Annotated in this window: 13 protein-coding genes and 1 pseudogene; 5 read left to right on the plus strand and 9 right to left on the minus strand. The window is 57.4% G+C overall.

Annotated elements, in window-relative coordinates; all coding sequences use genetic code 11:
* The first annotated feature begins 29 nt into the window (after window positions 1–29).
* Together JFU37_RS01785 and JFU37_RS01790 are read left to right on the plus strand one after the other, a co-directional pair.
* Window positions 30–1217, plus strand: a complete 1188-nt coding sequence (locus JFU37_RS01785) for an acetyl-CoA C-acyltransferase (RefSeq protein ID WP_201112240.1) — start codon at window positions 30–32, stop codon at window positions 1215–1217.
* Window positions 1218–1336: 119 nt separating this feature from the next.
* Complete coding sequence (locus JFU37_RS01790) at window positions 1337–1789, plus strand: hypothetical protein (protein WP_201112243.1); 453 nt, start codon at window positions 1337–1339, stop codon at window positions 1787–1789.
* Window positions 1790–1791: 2 nt separating this feature from the next.
* Here JFU37_RS01790 and JFU37_RS01795 read toward each other — a convergent pair whose 3' ends face one another.
* The 6 genes from JFU37_RS01795 to JFU37_RS01820 form a co-directional block, all read right to left on the minus strand.
* The gene (locus JFU37_RS01795) at window positions 1792–2865 is read right to left on the minus strand and encodes a Rieske 2Fe-2S domain-containing protein (RefSeq protein WP_201112245.1); all 1074 of its coding nucleotides are present in this window, start codon (window positions 2863–2865) and stop codon (window positions 1792–1794) included.
* Window positions 2866–3010: 145 nt separating this feature from the next.
* Complete coding sequence (locus JFU37_RS01800) at window positions 3011–4147, minus strand: acyl-CoA dehydrogenase family protein (protein WP_201112247.1); 1137 nt, start codon at window positions 4145–4147, stop codon at window positions 3011–3013.
* Window positions 4148–4149: 2 nt separating this feature from the next.
* On the minus strand, window positions 4150–5349 hold the full coding sequence (locus JFU37_RS01805; protein WP_201112249.1) for an acyl-CoA dehydrogenase family protein: 1200 nt from the start codon (window positions 5347–5349) through the stop codon (window positions 4150–4152).
* Between the two features lie 46 nt (window positions 5350–5395).
* A complete protein-coding gene (locus JFU37_RS01810) occupies window positions 5396–6595 on the minus strand; it encodes an acyl-CoA dehydrogenase family protein (protein ID WP_242485687.1) in 1200 nt (399 codons plus the stop codon).
* A gap of 13 nt (window positions 6596–6608) precedes the next feature.
* Window positions 6609–7706, minus strand: coding sequence for an acyl-CoA dehydrogenase family protein (locus JFU37_RS01815; RefSeq protein ID WP_201112253.1), 1098 nt, complete (start codon window positions 7704–7706; stop codon window positions 6609–6611).
* A gap of 10 nt (window positions 7707–7716) precedes the next feature.
* The gene (locus JFU37_RS01820; RefSeq protein ID WP_201112255.1) at window positions 7717–8124 is read right to left on the minus strand and encodes a Zn-ribbon domain-containing OB-fold protein; all 408 of its coding nucleotides are present in this window, start codon (window positions 8122–8124) and stop codon (window positions 7717–7719) included.
* A 252-nt stretch (window positions 8125–8376) separates the two neighbouring features.
* On the opposite strand from JFU37_RS01820, the gene JFU37_RS01825 reads away from it, so the two are divergent.
* The 3 genes from JFU37_RS01825 to JFU37_RS01835 all read left to right on the plus strand — a co-directional run bounded on the left by JFU37_RS01825 (window position 8377) and on the right by JFU37_RS01835 (window position 11056).
* On the plus strand, window positions 8377–9075 hold the full coding sequence (locus tag JFU37_RS01825) for an SDR family oxidoreductase (RefSeq protein WP_201112257.1): 699 nt from the start codon (window positions 8377–8379) through the stop codon (window positions 9073–9075).
* A 132-nt stretch (window positions 9076–9207) separates the two neighbouring features.
* Entirely contained in the window at window positions 9208–9783 is a 576-nt protein-coding gene (locus JFU37_RS01830; protein WP_201112259.1) for a TetR/AcrR family transcriptional regulator, read from the plus strand.
* 73 nt (window positions 9784–9856) lie between these two features.
* On the plus strand, window positions 9857–11056 hold the full coding sequence (locus tag JFU37_RS01835) for a CaiB/BaiF CoA transferase family protein (protein ID WP_201112261.1): 1200 nt from the start codon (window positions 9857–9859) through the stop codon (window positions 11054–11056).
* Window positions 11057–11119: 63 nt separating this feature from the next.
* Here the strand turns inward: JFU37_RS01835 and JFU37_RS01840 are convergent, their stop codons facing one another.
* From JFU37_RS01840 to JFU37_RS01850, 3 genes and pseudogenes are all read right to left on the minus strand, one after another.
* Window positions 11120–12610: an aldehyde dehydrogenase family protein gene (locus tag JFU37_RS01840; protein WP_201112263.1), complete on the minus strand. Its 1491-nt coding sequence runs from the start codon at window positions 12608–12610 to the stop codon at window positions 11120–11122.
* Window positions 12611–12655: 45 nt separating this feature from the next.
* The gene (locus tag JFU37_RS01845; RefSeq protein WP_201112265.1) at window positions 12656–14305 is read right to left on the minus strand and encodes a GMC family oxidoreductase; all 1650 of its coding nucleotides are present in this window, start codon (window positions 14303–14305) and stop codon (window positions 12656–12658) included.
* Between the two features lie 110 nt (window positions 14306–14415).
* Window positions 14416–14588, minus strand: a pseudogene (locus tag JFU37_RS01850) (rubredoxin).
* Window positions 14589–14803: the final 215 nt, after the last annotated feature.

A 14803-nucleotide genomic window follows, 5' to 3' on the forward strand; every position in this document is an offset into this window, starting at 1 on the left:
CATGCCACCGTGAACTACCGGATAACATCATGAGAGAAGCGGTTATTGTTTCCACTGCACGCACACCGATCGGCAAGGCACATCGGGGCGCTTTGAACGACATCAAGTCGCCGAGCCTGACAGCCCATGCGTTACTGCACAGCACGCTGCGCGCGGCTGTTGATCCTACTGAAGTCGAGGATGTGATCATTGGCGCAGCGATGGGCGCTGGGACAGCAGGGCGCAACCTGGCTCGTGCGGCTGCATTGCGTGCCGGCTTTGGTGTCGGTGTTGCCGGCTCCACCGTCGATCGGCAATGTGCCTCGGGGTTGATGGCCATTGGTATGGCCGCCAAGCAGATCATGGTCGATGGCATGGACATCGTCATTGGTGGTGGCTCGGAGAACGTCAGCGCGCTGACCCCCAGCTATCTTGAGTGGGCCATTCGCGACAAGGATCTGGATCTGGTCGAGCGCGTACCCACTGCCTACATGCCGATGATCGAAACCGCCGAGTATGTCGCCAGGCAATATGGCATTTCACGCCAGGCCCAGGATGAATTCTCCCTGCAAGCCATGCAGCGCGCCGTTGCGGCCCAGGCTCGGGGTGTCTTCGCTGAAGAGATCGCACCGTTACAGGTTTCGCAGAAGCTAGTCGACAAACAGAGCGGAGAGATCAGCTACAAGAATTTCCTGTTCAGCGAAGACGAGTGCCTGCGTGCGAGCACGACTGCCGAAGGTTTGGCGGCACTCAAGCCTGTCATTGAGGGCGGAAGCATTACCGCCGGCAATGCCAGTCAACTGTCTGACGGTGCCTCGGCTTGTCTGCTGATGGAAGCGCGTGTTGCCGAACAACGCGGGTTGAAGCCACTTGGCGCCTATCGGGGAATGATCGTCACTGGCTGTGCACCAGAAGAAATGGGGATTGGTCCGGTGACAGCCATTCCGAAACTGCTGGGTAAACATGGCTTGACTGTCGGCGATGTCGGGCTCTGGGAGTTGAATGAGGCATTTGCCTGCCAGGCTTTGTATTGCCGTGACTACTTGGGAATCGATCCCGAAATATTCAACGTCAATGGCGGTGGCATTGGCCTTGGGCATCCATTCGGCATGACCGGCTCGCGGCTGGTGGGCAGCGCCTTGCTCGAAGGACGTCGACGTGGCGTACGTTTTGTCGTCGTGAGTATGTGCGTTGGCGGCGGTATGGGCGCAGCGGGGTTGTTTGAAGTCTATTCTTGAACCTTGAGCATTACTTAAAAAACCTGGAATCCGGACTGGATTCCAGGTTTTTGCATCGTCATTGAGTGCCAGGCGACCATAAGCCTAAGGCACCACTGATCCGGTCGACGGAGTGAACGATGAACGTCACAAATCAACTGGCAGCTTCTCTGGTCATTGCCTGCAGCACCGGCTGCACAACGTCATCAGAGCAGGTGGTGACTGTTCCTTTACTCGCCACCCAGCGCAACCCCGGTCAGATCGCCAATGTCATTTTGGCAAGCCGGGGTACACAAACCGGATTCAGCTTTTTCATCAGTGGTATTCCAGGCGGCGTTTCTCTGCCCTTGCGACTCTACACCTTCATCAATAAAGGTCATTGCCAGCAGCCCGGGCCAGTTGCCTATGCGATGAATGATCAGATCAATACCGAGCGTGCCGCAGTACGCGGTTGGACCTATTCAAGAAGCGCACCTATCGCCATGGCGGACCTGCTTTCAGGCGGATACTCGATCGTCGTGCGAACGGCACCGCCTGATGGAAACGTCGATATTTTCTGTGGGGATATCACGCAAGAAGGTCGGGTGAAATAGCTTTATGGGCCGGGCAGTTGAGAGTGAGTCTCCACAGCGTGTCGCAGCAGACTGCAATTGACCGGTTCGTCGGTGTCCTCCAGGACTTTCAGCGGCCCTTGGGCACTGACTGTCGCCTCGTAGAACTGCTCGCACCAGGTTCTCAGCGCGGTATAACCAGCGACGTCCTGTCTGGCATAGATCGGCCTTTGCACAAACTTCTGGTGTCTCCAGATCACAGCGTCCTCTTCGAAGAGTACACGCGTATGCCGTGCCATTTGCCGAACAGATTCAGGCATGTGCTCAGGGGACTCTGGATTGCGCCGGAAGTAGTAGCTCACGCGCAGGTCTGATTTTTCATCATCGATGGGGGTGCATGACAGCACCAGTCGACGAGCCAGTAACGGATGATCGAATATTGAGAAGTTCAGACCAACCCCGGCATTGCGTGCATGCAGCAGCATCGCGACTTCTTTGGTGACTTTCGAGCGAAAGCCCATGGTCGATTGCCAGATCGGCGTGCTGGTGTCGAAGGCCAGCAGGAGCGGGTCTTCGGGAGCGTTGTGGGCAAAGCGGAAGTGCATGGTATCGGCTGCGTTTTCGGTAATCAGTTGCGGATGAATGGGTTCATCGGGCGCGAAGACCACGGCATCGGGATAGCAGGGGTAATAATCGGCAGGATCCGCCGGGTGTTCTGGGTGATTGAATACGTCGGGCAACCAGCCGTCGCGGGGTGGACCACCTGCCGGATCGTGCCACAGGAACATGATGCCGTGCTGCTCGATCACGTCCCATTTGCGCAGTTTTTTGCGAATGGGATGGTCCTGATAGGGAATCAAGGCGTTCTCGCCCTGGGTGTTCCACTGCCAGCCATGGTAAGGGCAAGCGATGCAGTCGCCTTTCACTTTGCCGCCATAACCCAAATGGGCACCCATGTGGTGGCAGTGGGCATCAAGTACGGCAAGCTCGCCTGTTTCGCTACGGAATGCCACCAGGTCATGCCCAAGATATTTCATCGGCTTGACCGCGCCAGGAGCCAGCTCATCGCTCCAGCCGATCTGGAACCAGCCGGTAGGTTTCATGGAAAGGTTCAACATCACACGGTCCTCTTGGTTTTTTTATAATGGTGTGTTTGTTGTCATCGGTGCCGGGTGACCCAGGCGATGCGACGCGGCGCTAGAAAATCCGGAGCCATGTGCACAGTCCGGATTTTCCATGGCAAACAGGGCAGAGCGAGCCCCCTCAGGCCGCGCGCTCTGCCTCTGCCAGTAGCTCGTAGTGATGCATGCTGGTGCCAAGCGCGGCGTTGATCAGGGTCATGCGTTTGAAGTAATGACCGATGACATATTCCTCGGTCACGCCAATCCCGCCATGCAGCTGAATAGCCTGGCCGCAAACGAATTGACCGCTTTTGCCGATATGCGCCTTGACAGCCGATAGCGCGCGGTCGCGCTGTACTGCATCCAGATCAAGGCTGGCCAATGCCAGGTGCAGCATGCTGCGCGACAGCTCCAGCTCAATGAGCATTTCGCTCATGCGGTGTTGCAAGCTCTGGAAGTTCGAAAGTGTCTGGCCGAACTGTTTGCGAATTTTCAGGTAGTCACGGGTAATCCACAGCGACTGTTCCATGACTCCAACTGCTTCGGCGAACAGTCCTACCATCGCATGCGCATTGGCGTGGCTCAGCGCTGCATAGCCGTTACCTACCTTGCCTAGTACCTGGGACTCGGTCACCTCGACGTTGGTGAATACCAGGTGACTGGCCCAACGGTTATCGATCAGGCGGACATTGCGCTTGTCGATGCCGGCTGTTTTGGCGTCGATCAAGAACAGTGTGATGCCCTCGCGGTCTCCAGACGCACCGGAGGTCCGTACCGAAACAATGAACAGCTCGGCGATATTGCCACCGACCACAGCGATTTTTTCTCCGTTCAAGCGCCAGCGACCTTGTCCGGTCTCGAAGGCGCGGGTCTGGACAAAAGCCAGTTCTCCGCGCGCAGGTGCTTCTTCGTGGGCCAGCACGGGCAATGCCATACCTTCACCCATGGCCTGCAGTACCGCGTGAGCTTTCGGGTCGTTGCTGGCCAAGAGGGTTTGCGCCGCCTGGATGGCCACTGCCCAGTAGGGTTCGACACACAGCACGCGGCCGAATTCCTCCATAACCAAGGCACTTTCGATGGCCGAACAGTTCATTCCACCTAAATCTTCCGGTAGGCCTAGGGCCAGGAGCCCGAGTTCTGCCAATTGAAGCCAGTGACCGCCGTCGAAGGCGCCATTGTCGACGGTCGTGCCGCGCTGTTCGAAGGCGCAATTGTCCTCCATGAACCGACGGACGCTGTCCTTGAGCATGTTTTGCTCTTCATTCAGTTGAAAATCCATGCTCAGAGCTCCAGGAACGAACGGGCGATGATGGTGCGTTGCACTTCGTTGGCACCGCCGTAAATGGTGGTCGCACGACGGTAGAAGTAATCGGCCATGATGCCGGGCGCCGTGGTCGGGCCTGGTGGCCAGGCCTGCTGGCGTTTGGCGTTGCCCAATGGGTCTGGGTAGACGTAGCAGGCGTGACTGCCGAGTGCTTCGACTTGTAACTCGCCGATTTTTTGTAGGAGTTCCGAGCCGCGGATTTTCAGCAGCGAACCCACCGGCAAACGGACCTGACCTCCTGCTTTTTCGTGCAGGGCACGCAGGCTCAACCAACGCAATGCCAGCAAGTCGGTATCCAATTGTGCCAGGCGACTGGCGAAGCCAGGCCGGTCTATTAATCTCCGACCATCACTTTGTGGCGTATTGAGCAAGGTTCGCAGGCGAGCCAGGTGGGCATTGTTGCGCGGCCATTCGGCACTGAATGCGCGCTCGTTTTCCAGCAGGAACTTGGCGTAGGTCCAGCCCATGCCTTCCTCTCCGACCAAATTGCTGACCGGCACCCGCACGTTATCGAAGAAGACCTCGTTGAGGCTGTGGCTTTCACCGATGTCGTGGATCGGGCGAATGGTTACGCCTGGGGCCTGACGATCTACCAGGATCATGGAAATGCCGCGTTGACGCGCCTGCGGGTCGGTCTTGGCCAGAATGAAGATCATATCCGCGGTTTCAACGAACGAAGTCCAGATCTTCTGCCCGTTGATGACATATTCATCGCCGTCGCGTTCGGCACGGGTGGTCAGAGAGCCAAGGTCGGAACCGGCATTGGGTTCGGAAAAACCCTGGCCCCAAAACACATCACCGCTGAGGATGCGTGGGCCATACTGCGCTTTCATGGTGTCGCTGGCGAAGGTCATGATCACCGGACCGATCATCTTGAAACCGGCGGTATCCACCGCTGGCGCACCCGCCAGGAGGCTTTCCTCATCGAAAATGAACTGTCGCAGAGGCGACCAGCCAGTACCACCCCAGGACGTCGGCCAGTTGGCGCCAGCCCAGCCCTGGGCGTGAAGGATCTTGGTCCACTGGCGAGTGTCTTCACGCAAAGGGTGGTAACCCCTGCGGTTGCGTTCAGCCAGATCCTGGGGAAGCTTGGCTTTGAGGAAGGCACGGACTTCCTGACGGAAGCGCTCGTCTTCCTGGTCGAGGGTGAAATGCATGAGCGAGATCCTTCGGTGGCGGGCAGCGAGGGGCCGCCCGGGTCAATTATTTGGTGGCGTTGAATGGCTGGCCCTTGTCTGGCCGTGAATCCTGCGGCAAGCCCAGTACACGCTCTGCCAACGTGTTGAGCAGCAGTTCGTCGGTGCCGCCGGCGATACGCAAGCTGGGGTCGAGCCAGGCGCTGGTGAAGTCTGTCTTCGCCTGAGAGTTTTCATGCAGAACCAGGCTGTTCGGGCCCTGGATGTTCGTCGCCATCCGACTCAAAGACTGGCGTGTGCGCCCCAGTAATAATTTGCGCATGGCACCTTCAGGGCCCGGGACCTGGCCCTTGGCGAATGCCTCCAAAGCTTGGCGATGGATGGCGCGCAGGCCTTGGCGCTGGACGAATACATCGGCAATGGTGGTGCGGATTTCACCGTCATCAAGCGCACGCTTGCCATTGATTTTCGACTGTTCGGCCAATGCGATGAATTTTTCCAGGCTGGGGGCGTAGCCGGATTCGTCGGTCACCGAGTAGCGTTCGATCATCAGCGTTTCTACCGCGACCTTGAAGCCACCGTTGATCTCGCCAAGGCGCTGGTCATCGGGGACGAATACATCATCGAAGAACACTTCGTTGAGGTCACTTTCCTCGCCCAGACGGCGGATCGGCACGACACTTACGCCAGGGGATTTCATATCGACAAAGAAGTAGGTCAGTCCGGCGTGTTTGGGCAGGCTCGGATCGGTGCGGGCGACGATTACCCCCCAATCGGCGATTTGTGCCCAACTGGTCCAGACCTTTTGCCCGCTCAGGCGCCAGCCGCCTTCCACTGCAACAGCCTTTAAACGTAGCGACGCCAGGTCAGAGCCAGCCGAAGGCTCGGAAAACAGCTGGCACCAGATCAGCTCGCCACGGACAGTGGGCCTGGCCAGCCGCTCGGTCCAATAGGACGGGGCGTAGCGCAGGAAAATTGGCAGGGGGTTGTTGAGACTGATGCTGAAGTAGACCAATGGCAGGTCATAGCGCATCTCTTCTTCACTGAAGATCACTTTTTCCAGCTCGCTGCCACCCGCACCACCAAACTCCGTTGGCAGGGTGATGCAGGCGTAGCCATGCTCGGCCTTGAGGGCTTGCCAGGCACGAGCCAGGGCCAGATCCTCTTTGAAACTCAACCCGTGCCGTGCTTGACTTGCGTAAAGAGGGGCGTGCTCTGCCAGCCAGGAACTGGCGCGCTCACGATAGCGTTCGAGTGAATTGCTCATGATGATTCCACCGTTATCCATGATTCGCCGTTTCCAGACCGATTTCGTTCAGCAGACATTCACGCCAGTAGTGGATGCTGCCCAGTTCCAGGGCGAGAGTGCGTGAGCGACGATAGTGGTGATGAGGCATGGCTTCCCAGGTCATACCCATGCCGCCGTGGGTATGCAGTCCTTCCTGGGCGATATAGTCGTAGGCCTTGGTCGCTGCGATACGTGCTGCTGCGCTCAATTGACGGCTTTCTAGCAGACCGTTTTCCCAGGCATCGAGTGCGTCATTGGTGCAGCCCTTGGCGATTTCCAGCAGGCAGTAAGCTTCGGCGAGCTTGTGCTTGATCCCTTGGAAACTACCAATCTGTTGACCAAAGGCACGACGCTCGCGGGCATAGTTACAGGCGAGTTCAAGGCTGGCTTGTGCGCCACCAATCTGCTCGGAGGCACAGGCGAGGGCAGCCAGGCTCGACACCTTCAGAAGTGCTTCGACACCGCCTAGCCGAGTGGCTGGAACCTGTTTGAATTGCAGGACAGCTGCGGCACGCGCGTTGTCGACGGTATCGAATGTCCGACGTGATACTCCGGGATGTGCAAGATCGACCAGGTAGAGCTCGTTGCCTTGTTCGCCCTGCGCCTGGACCAAAGCGATATCGGCAACACTGGCAAAGGCAGCCAATGCCTTTTCACCCTGCAATAAGCCGTTGCCGGCTAACAGTGACGGACTGGATGACAAACCGCTGTCATGTGGGTCGGACAATGCCACGCAGGCGATTTTACTGCCGTTGGCCAGCCCCTCTATCAAGTTATCCCAGGTGCCTTTGGCGCATTGCAGCGCATTGGCTGCCACAGCATTACCTATAAGCGGTAATGAGGCGGTCATGCGTCCGGTTTCTTCGCAAAGCACGCCAAGGCCGCTCCAACCCAAACCCAAACCACCTGATTGCTCGGTTACTGCGACACTCGGCCAGCCCTGGTCGACGGCATGGCCCCACAAGTGCCGGTCAAAACTGGCGGGTGTATCCAGCAGCGACTTCAAGTGTTCCGGGGTGGCTTGATCTTCTAGCAGGCGCCTGGCCTGTTCGCGGATCGAAGCGAGACTTTCGGCGTGTTCTTCTTGCATGCGGACTCTCTCAGACAGGCGTGAACAGAGGTAAATGAACATCCTCAATCGCTTCGAAGACCACACGTACCCGCTGACCGATGAAGGCCGACTCGGGTGCACAACCGACGATGTTGGAGGTCAGTTGCAGGCTTTTGTGGTCGTCGAGTGAAACGATGGCGACGGCATAAGGCACAGGTTGGTCAGGCGACCACGGCTGATAATTGATCGTCAGTGCCTCGATAGTGCCCAGGCCCGAAACCGCCTGCGGTGCGAGGTTTCGGCTCAGGCACTGCGGGCAGATGATTCCTGGTGGATGCAGCCAATGGTCGCAGTCGTTGCAGCGCAGAAAGCGCAATTGGCCGTCGGCACCACTGGTCCAGAAAAACCGGTTGAGATCATCCAGCTGTGGCAATACGCGTTTGTAGGCAGTGCTCATTCGGATCTCCAGCGTTGACGGGGGGAAAGTGAACATCATGCTTGAGCTCGCATAGTGCTTCCACCGCTAGTCATGAATCGCTTAAAACTAACATGTTGTTATTTTTAGATCATCTCAAACAAAGATGCAATAGGCGCCTATAAGATGTTTGCTCGACATCATTCTGTGGCCTAAGGATGTTGCCGAAGACGCTTTTTCTATTGTATAAGCTGATACATGGTCAGTTATTAACAAGAAGAGAGGAGAATCAAGATGTCGGACGCATTAGTAGTGGTCACCGGGGCAGCAGGTGCACTGGGCCGTGTTGTCGCGCAAACCTTTCTGGAACAGGGGCGCCCGGTTGTACTGGTCGACTGCAGTGAGCAAGCGTTGCAATCGGTTTATGAGGGTATTGGTGGCGACAAGCATTTTCTGGTCGTCGACCTGACCGACACCGCCGCGACTCAGATGGCCCTAGGCAAGGTATTCCAGGCGAAAGGGCCGGCGGGTGTGTTGTGCAACATTGCCGGTGGCTTTGCCATGGGTAACGACGTGCATGACGCTGACGGCACTGTCTGGCAGCAAATGATGGACCTGAACGTCGCGACTGTGCTGAACACTTGTCGCGCCACTGTTCCGGGGATGCTGGCGGCTGGTGCAGGCAAGATCATCAACGTATCGGCCGCTTCCGCCGTCACGGGCAAGGGCTCGATGGGCGCTTATTGCGCAGCCAAGAGCAGCGTGGCGCGGATCACCGAGTCCATGGCCCAGGAGCTTCGTGGCCATGGCATTAACGTCAACGCCGTTGCCCCGAGCATCATCGACAGCGCTGCCAACCGTGCCGCGATGCCTGATGTTGATCCGGCCCTGTGGGTCTCGCCGCAGCAGTTGGCAGCAGTTTTCGGATTCCTGGCAAGTGATGCTGCTAGCGCCCTCAATGGCGCCGTCATTCCAGTGGTAGGCCTGTCCTGATTCAGCCGACTGTTATGTTAAGTTTCCTTGCGCCGTAGAACGGCCTGCCTGGTACTGATCAGGTAGGGTGAACAGCAAAATGGTGGAAGGACTTTCATGTCAGTAAAACCCAAGGGGAGGCCTCGTCGTGAATTGGATGAGGCGCTGCTCCAGGCAGCCGCCAACGAGTTTCTGGAGTTCGGTTACACCGATGCCAATCTCGGCCGTATCGCCGAGGCCGGGAAGACAACAAAGCCGGCGCTGTATCGACGTTTCCCCAGCAAGGAATTGTTGTTTGAGGCTGTGCTTGCGCACATTTCCAAGGATTTCGAACTCGATTTAGGTTTTTTGCTGGTTGATCGGCCAGTCGCACAGTTGCTCTACGAGTTGGCCCAACTGTTTTACGAAAAGCTCGGTACCCCGCGTGTCTTAGCCATGTCCCGGTTAGGCGCGCATGAAAGCGTCAGGTTTCCTCAGCTGATCATCAGTTTTCGTGAAGAAGTCATGAGCGGTTTCATGTCGCAGCTGACAGGTTGGCTCGACCAACTCAACACAAAAGGGGTTGTGCAAATACCGAACTCGATCGACGCCGCGATTATCTTTTTGACCCTTGCGGGTCGCACCCATGAGCGTTTGATGGGGGTGCAGTTGGCGCAAGAACAGGTGGAGCCTCACCTAAGAGAAATCGTGCGTTTTTTTCTCGCGGGCTACGCACCGCGTCCGGATTGAGCAGCCACTACACCGTGGCGCTGCGAAGGAATGCATACGTGATCATGAGTGTCAGTTACCCACGGGAGAGGCTATGTACGATGTCATGAACGGTGTACGTGTAATCGAAGTTGCGGAACACACTTATGTGCCAGCCGCGGCGATGGTGTTGGCGGACTGGGGCGCGGATGTCATCAAGGTTGAACGCGCGCAAGGTGGCGATGCTTCGCGGCATATGCGTCTGCCAGGCACGGATGGCCGGGTCAATCCATTCTTTGAAACCGGCAACCGCGGTAAACGGGGCATCGCCCTGGACCTGACCCAGACTGAGGGTCGAGAGCAGTTGTATCGACTGATCGAAGGTGCCGACGTGTTCCTCACCAACTTGCGTGCCGATGCGCGGGCAAAGCTGGGTATCGAGCCTCAGGACTTGCTCAAGCGCAACCCCCGTTTGATTTACGCACGCGGTACTGGCTACGGTTTGCATGGTGCCATGGCCAACGACGGCGGATTCGACTACCCCACGGCGTGGTGTCGGGCCGGTGCGGCGTTCAACCAGACGCTGGCGGACGAACCGCCACCCAAACAACCCGGATCCATCGGCGACCTTACCGGTGGCGTCACCCTGGCAGGGGCCATTGCCGCTGCCCTGTTTCGCCGCGAGCGCACCGGTAAGGGCGCAGTGGTGGACAACGCGCTTTACATGGTTGGAACGTATTTGATGTCACAGTCTCTGCTGGCCACCAGCATTGGCGTGCCGACCATTCCCATCGAGAGGCAGGAGGACAGTTCGTTCGCCCTGGCAAACAACTACCGCACTCGCGATGGCCGTTGGTTGACTATCTGCCTGTTGATGGATAAGTGGTGGCCCGATTTTGTCGCTCATATCGAACGGCCGGCGCTGCTCAGCGACCCGCGTTTCAAGGATGCGGCTTCACGGCATGCCAACTCCCGCGCGCTGGTGGGCGAACTCAACGAAGTGTTCGCCACCCGTAACTACGCAGAGTGGTGCGAACGCTTCAAGACGCTGGAAGGTGTATGGGCCCCGATCCAGAGCCCCTCTGAAGTACTGGCTGATCCTCAGGCACTGGAAAACGGTTTCATCAGCGCAGTGGACATTGATGCACAAAGCCAGTACCTGGTAGGGGTCTCGCCAGCGCAATTCGATGAGCAACCGATCGGAAGGCTCATGGCTGGCCCCGGATTTGGCGAGCATACCGACGAAGTTCTGCGCGAAATTGGTTTGACCGACACTCAACTGAGCGCATTGCGCGAAGCAGGCGCCATTCGCTAGTGAACGAAGTGAATCCCCCGCATCGACGCGCTGAGCGTGGTGCGGGGGGGCGAGTTCAGGCGATTAACCGATCGGATAGGTAATGGCTTTTTCCAACAGGTATTCTTTGAGCCAGTGTGGGCCGAACTCCCGCCCGATACCCGAGTGTTTGTATCCACCAAAGGGTGCTTTGACATAGAGATCACCGGTACCGCCGTTGATGGCCACGCCGCCTGTTCTGAGTTTTTGCGCAATGCGAAATGCGGCAGAGCGATCGGCTGACATTACCGCACCACTGAGTCCGAATCTGGAGTCGTTGGCCAGGCGTATCGCTTGCTCATCAGTGTCGAAACCGATGATCACGCCGATTGGCCCGAAGACTTCCTCTTGCGCCAGTCGAGATGCGTTGTCCACATTGTCGAAAACGGTCGGTTCGTAGAAATAGCCTTTATCAAGATGCGCCGGGCGTTTGCCACCGGCGACCAGGGTTGCGCCACTGTCTATGCCCAGTTGTACGTAGTATTCGGTCTTGGTGCGGGCACTTTCGCGGATCAATGGGCCGACGATCACACTGGGGTCCTGTGGGTCGCCAATTTTCAGTTGGCCGAGTATCGCCTTGACGGTTTCGACAAACGCAGGACGAATGGTGTTGTGTACCAGGAAACGAGTCAGCAGGGCGCAGCCTTGGCCTGCATGCAGGGAAACACTGAACGCTGCCAGGCTCGCGGCTTTGATTACATCAGCGTCATGCCTGACGATCATTGCCGATTTACCGCCTAGTTCGAGGTGGACTTTCTTCAGGGTGCTGGCTGACTGACGTAAAATGGCCGAGCCGACGGCATCGGAGCCGGTGAAGCTGATCAAATCGACCCGAGGATCCTCGGTGAGCATCGCCCCGACTTCCGGGCCACCGGTCACAACACTTAGTACGCCGTTGGGCAGTTGTGCCTCGATGATGATTTCAGCCAGCAGCAAGCCAGAGAAAGGTGTGAATTGCGAGGGTTTGATGACAACCGTATTGCCTGTCAGCAACGCCGGCACAGCTTTGACGATATTGAGCAAAAACGGGTAGTTGTACGGTGTAATACCGACCACTACACCGTAGGGTTCGAACAGAGTGACGCCGCCTCCCAGCAGATCGGGTGCCGAAGGGTCGAAGGGATTGGGTTTTGACTCTATCGCTATTGGTTCGGGCTCAATCTTTAGCGCCAGTGCAATCGCATAGTCGATAGCTTCGATAGCGCCGTTAAACTGAGCACTGTTCATCAGCATGTGTACGGCACCGACTTCCTCAATCAGTAACTGCTTGATCCGGTCCTGGCGGCTGATAATTGATGCGCGAAAACGCTTGATGGCCTCGATGCGCTCGGCCATCTGCAGGGTTGGCCAAGGGCCGTTATCGAAAGCGTTGCGGGCAGCAGCAATGGCAAGGTCGACTTCCGGTTTGCCACCCACCGGGGCCCGACCAATGATTTCTTCGGTCGCTGGATTGAAAATGGTTTCGTAGCCCTCGGAGGGGGAAACCCATTGGCCGTCGATGTAAAAGTTCTTAATGTCGGTGTAGGGCGTCGGCATTGCGGTCATCCTTTTTTATTTTTGTGCAATGGAAGGTGGCCGTATTCAGCTTGCAATCTCGGTAAGGTTCACCGATGTCGCTGCCAGCGGATTGGCCAGTTCCGCCGCGATGATTTCGGCGGCGCGCAATGCAATAGCCATGGCAGGGCCGTTGGTGTTGCCTGAGATCAATGCCGGCATGATCGACGTGTCCACCACCCTGAGCCCCGATACCCCGCGAACCTTCAGGCTGGGGTCCAATACCGATTCGGCATCGCTGCCCATGCGGCAGGTGCCGGACACGTGGTAGGCGGTACCTCCCCACTGTTTGAATGCCTCAAGGATTTCTTCATCGCTTTGTGCATCGGCGTTTGGTGTAGTAGCGCCGACGATGAACGGCGCCAAGGCCGGTTGCGAGGCAAGCTTACGGATCCAGCGGTACATGGAAATGGCGGCAGCACGATCCGTTACCGACTCCAGATAGTTGGCACAGATGTAGGGCGGTACATTGGGGTTGGCAGAGCGAATCGACACTTCACCCTGGCTTTGTGGGCGCATGAAATAGCCCCCCAGGGTCAGCCCGGGTTGCTTTTCGGGTATGACTTCATCTTCTCCGTAGGTCAGGGAGTACAGGCTGATACCGACTTGCGCGTCGGGACGGTCGAGTTCGGGGCGGGTTTTAACGAAGCCACCAATTTCATGTGCGCTATGGGTCAGCGGTCCGTTTCTGCCGGTGTAGTACTGCCACACTGAGCGCAACAGGCCCAAGCCGAAAAAGCGATGATTCAGGCTGTGACTCTTCACACGGTACTGCATGGCCAAGAAGAAATGTTCGCGCAGGTTGTGGCCCACCTGGGGAGCATCCTTGATCACGGCAATGCCATGGGACTCAAGAAGGGCAGCAGGCCCTACGCCGGAAAGCTGCAGCAACTTGGGTGATTGAATGGCTCCGGCGCAGACGAGGATCTCTTTTCCCGCGCAAATCGCGCGTTCACCCTTGTTGTCGCGTACGGTCACGCTGGTTGCACGCTTGTTTTCAAAGTTGATCCACAGGACGTCGGTCTGGGTGACGATGTCCAGGTTCGGGCGGTTGCGCACTGGATCGAGAAAGGCTTTCGCGGCACTGTAGCGCTGGCCGTGCCAGATGTTCTGGGTTTGGTAACCCAATCCACCAGGCCCGGCAGTATTGGCCAGGTTGATATCATCGACCCGAGGTGTTCCCGCCTGCACGCCCGCAGTCAGCACGGCTTCGCAGAGTGGGTCGCCTGAGGCGTGAACTGAAATCTTTAGAGGGCCACCGGAACCCCGCCCTGGCGCTGCCCCCAATATATGGCCTTCGAGCTCAACGAAATGCCGCCCCATGTTGTTCCAACCCCAACCGGTGCACCCGGCGGCTTCCCACGCGTCATAGTCCTCGGGTGCACCACGCACATAGACCATGCCATTGATCGAGCTGGACCCACCGAGGACGCGACCTTTGAGCCAGATGTCTTCAGCTTGTCGGGGGCCGCGCGAAACCTTGTAATCCCAGACATGCGGGTTTCCCGGAGTCAGCAATTTGCCTATGCCGCGGGGCATCGCAATCAATGCGTTGCTGTCATCCGGGCCGCTTTCGATCAGCAGCACGGAGACTGAGTGCAAAGATGAAAGTCGATTCGCCAAGACGCAGCCTGCGGAACCGGCACCCACAATGATGTAGTCGTATTGCTCATTCATTTTGCTGCCCCAGGTAGTTTTGTTGTTCTGTTGCTTGGGAGCTGGTGCACCACCGGACCGCCGGGTGCCGGGGTCGGTAATCGGTAAGGGTTATGACTGGCGTGGCTGTTTCAGCTTGCTTCGATCATCGCGAAGTCTTGCTTGGCCGCTCCGCACTCTGGGCAGACCCAGGTCTCGGAGATGTCGTCCACAACGTCCCGGGCGGGATGCCTTCCTCAGGCAAGCCCAGGTTTTCGTCGTAGGTAAAACCACAGAAGAAGCACTGCCATTTCTTCACTTCCATCAGCCTCTTGTTATGTTTTTGGCGTGGCGTGGCGGGGCAAGGGTTATTGACTGTTGATCAGTTTTTACCTTGGGCGAACGGTTGGATGACTTTTATACGTTACTCTTTAGTAATATAACTGCGGATTTCATGGGTGCCAACTACGCCCAGGCTTTTTTATCCGGGGGCAAGCCGGAGGGGCGGGATCTCCGAATAACTAACATGTGGTCAGATAT

Origin of the sequence: Pseudomonas sp. TH41, from assembly GCF_016650695.1 — a bacterium.
Taxonomy (GTDB): Bacteria; Pseudomonadota; Gammaproteobacteria; order Pseudomonadales; family Pseudomonadaceae; genus Aquipseudomonas.

Coding starts and splice junctions, on each gene's coding strand:
- JFU37_RS01785 (WP_201112240.1), top strand. CDS start 30: ATGAGAGAAGCGGTTATTGTTTCCACTGCACGCACACCGATCGGCAAG.
- JFU37_RS01790 (WP_201112243.1), top strand. CDS start 1,337: ATGAACGTCACAAATCAACTGGCAGCTTCTCTGGTCATTGCCTGCAGC.
- JFU37_RS01795 (WP_201112245.1), bottom strand. CDS start 2,865: ATGTTGAACCTTTCCATGAAACCTACCGGCTGGTTCCAGATCGGCTGG.
- JFU37_RS01800 (WP_201112247.1), bottom strand. CDS start 4,147: ATGGATTTTCAACTGAATGAAGAGCAAAACATGCTCAAGGACAGCGTC.
- JFU37_RS01805 (WP_201112249.1), bottom strand. CDS start 5,349: ATGCATTTCACCCTCGACCAGGAAGACGAGCGCTTCCGTCAGGAAGTC.
- JFU37_RS01810 (WP_242485687.1), bottom strand. CDS start 6,595: ATGAGCAATTCACTCGAACGCTATCGTGAGCGCGCCAGTTCCTGGCTG.
- JFU37_RS01815 (WP_201112253.1), bottom strand. CDS start 7,706: ATGCAAGAAGAACACGCCGAAAGTCTCGCTTCGATCCGCGAACAGGCC.
- JFU37_RS01820 (WP_201112255.1), bottom strand. CDS start 8,124: ATGAGCACTGCCTACAAACGCGTATTGCCACAGCTGGATGATCTCAAC.
- JFU37_RS01825 (WP_201112257.1), top strand. CDS start 8,377: ATGTCGGACGCATTAGTAGTGGTCACCGGGGCAGCAGGTGCACTGGGC.
- JFU37_RS01835 (WP_201112261.1), top strand. CDS start 9,857: ATGTACGATGTCATGAACGGTGTACGTGTAATCGAAGTTGCGGAACAC.
- JFU37_RS01840 (WP_201112263.1), bottom strand. CDS start 12,610: ATGCCGACGCCCTACACCGACATTAAGAACTTTTACATCGACGGCCAA.
- JFU37_RS01845 (WP_201112265.1), bottom strand. CDS start 14,305: ATGAATGAGCAATACGACTACATCATTGTGGGTGCCGGTTCCGCAGGC.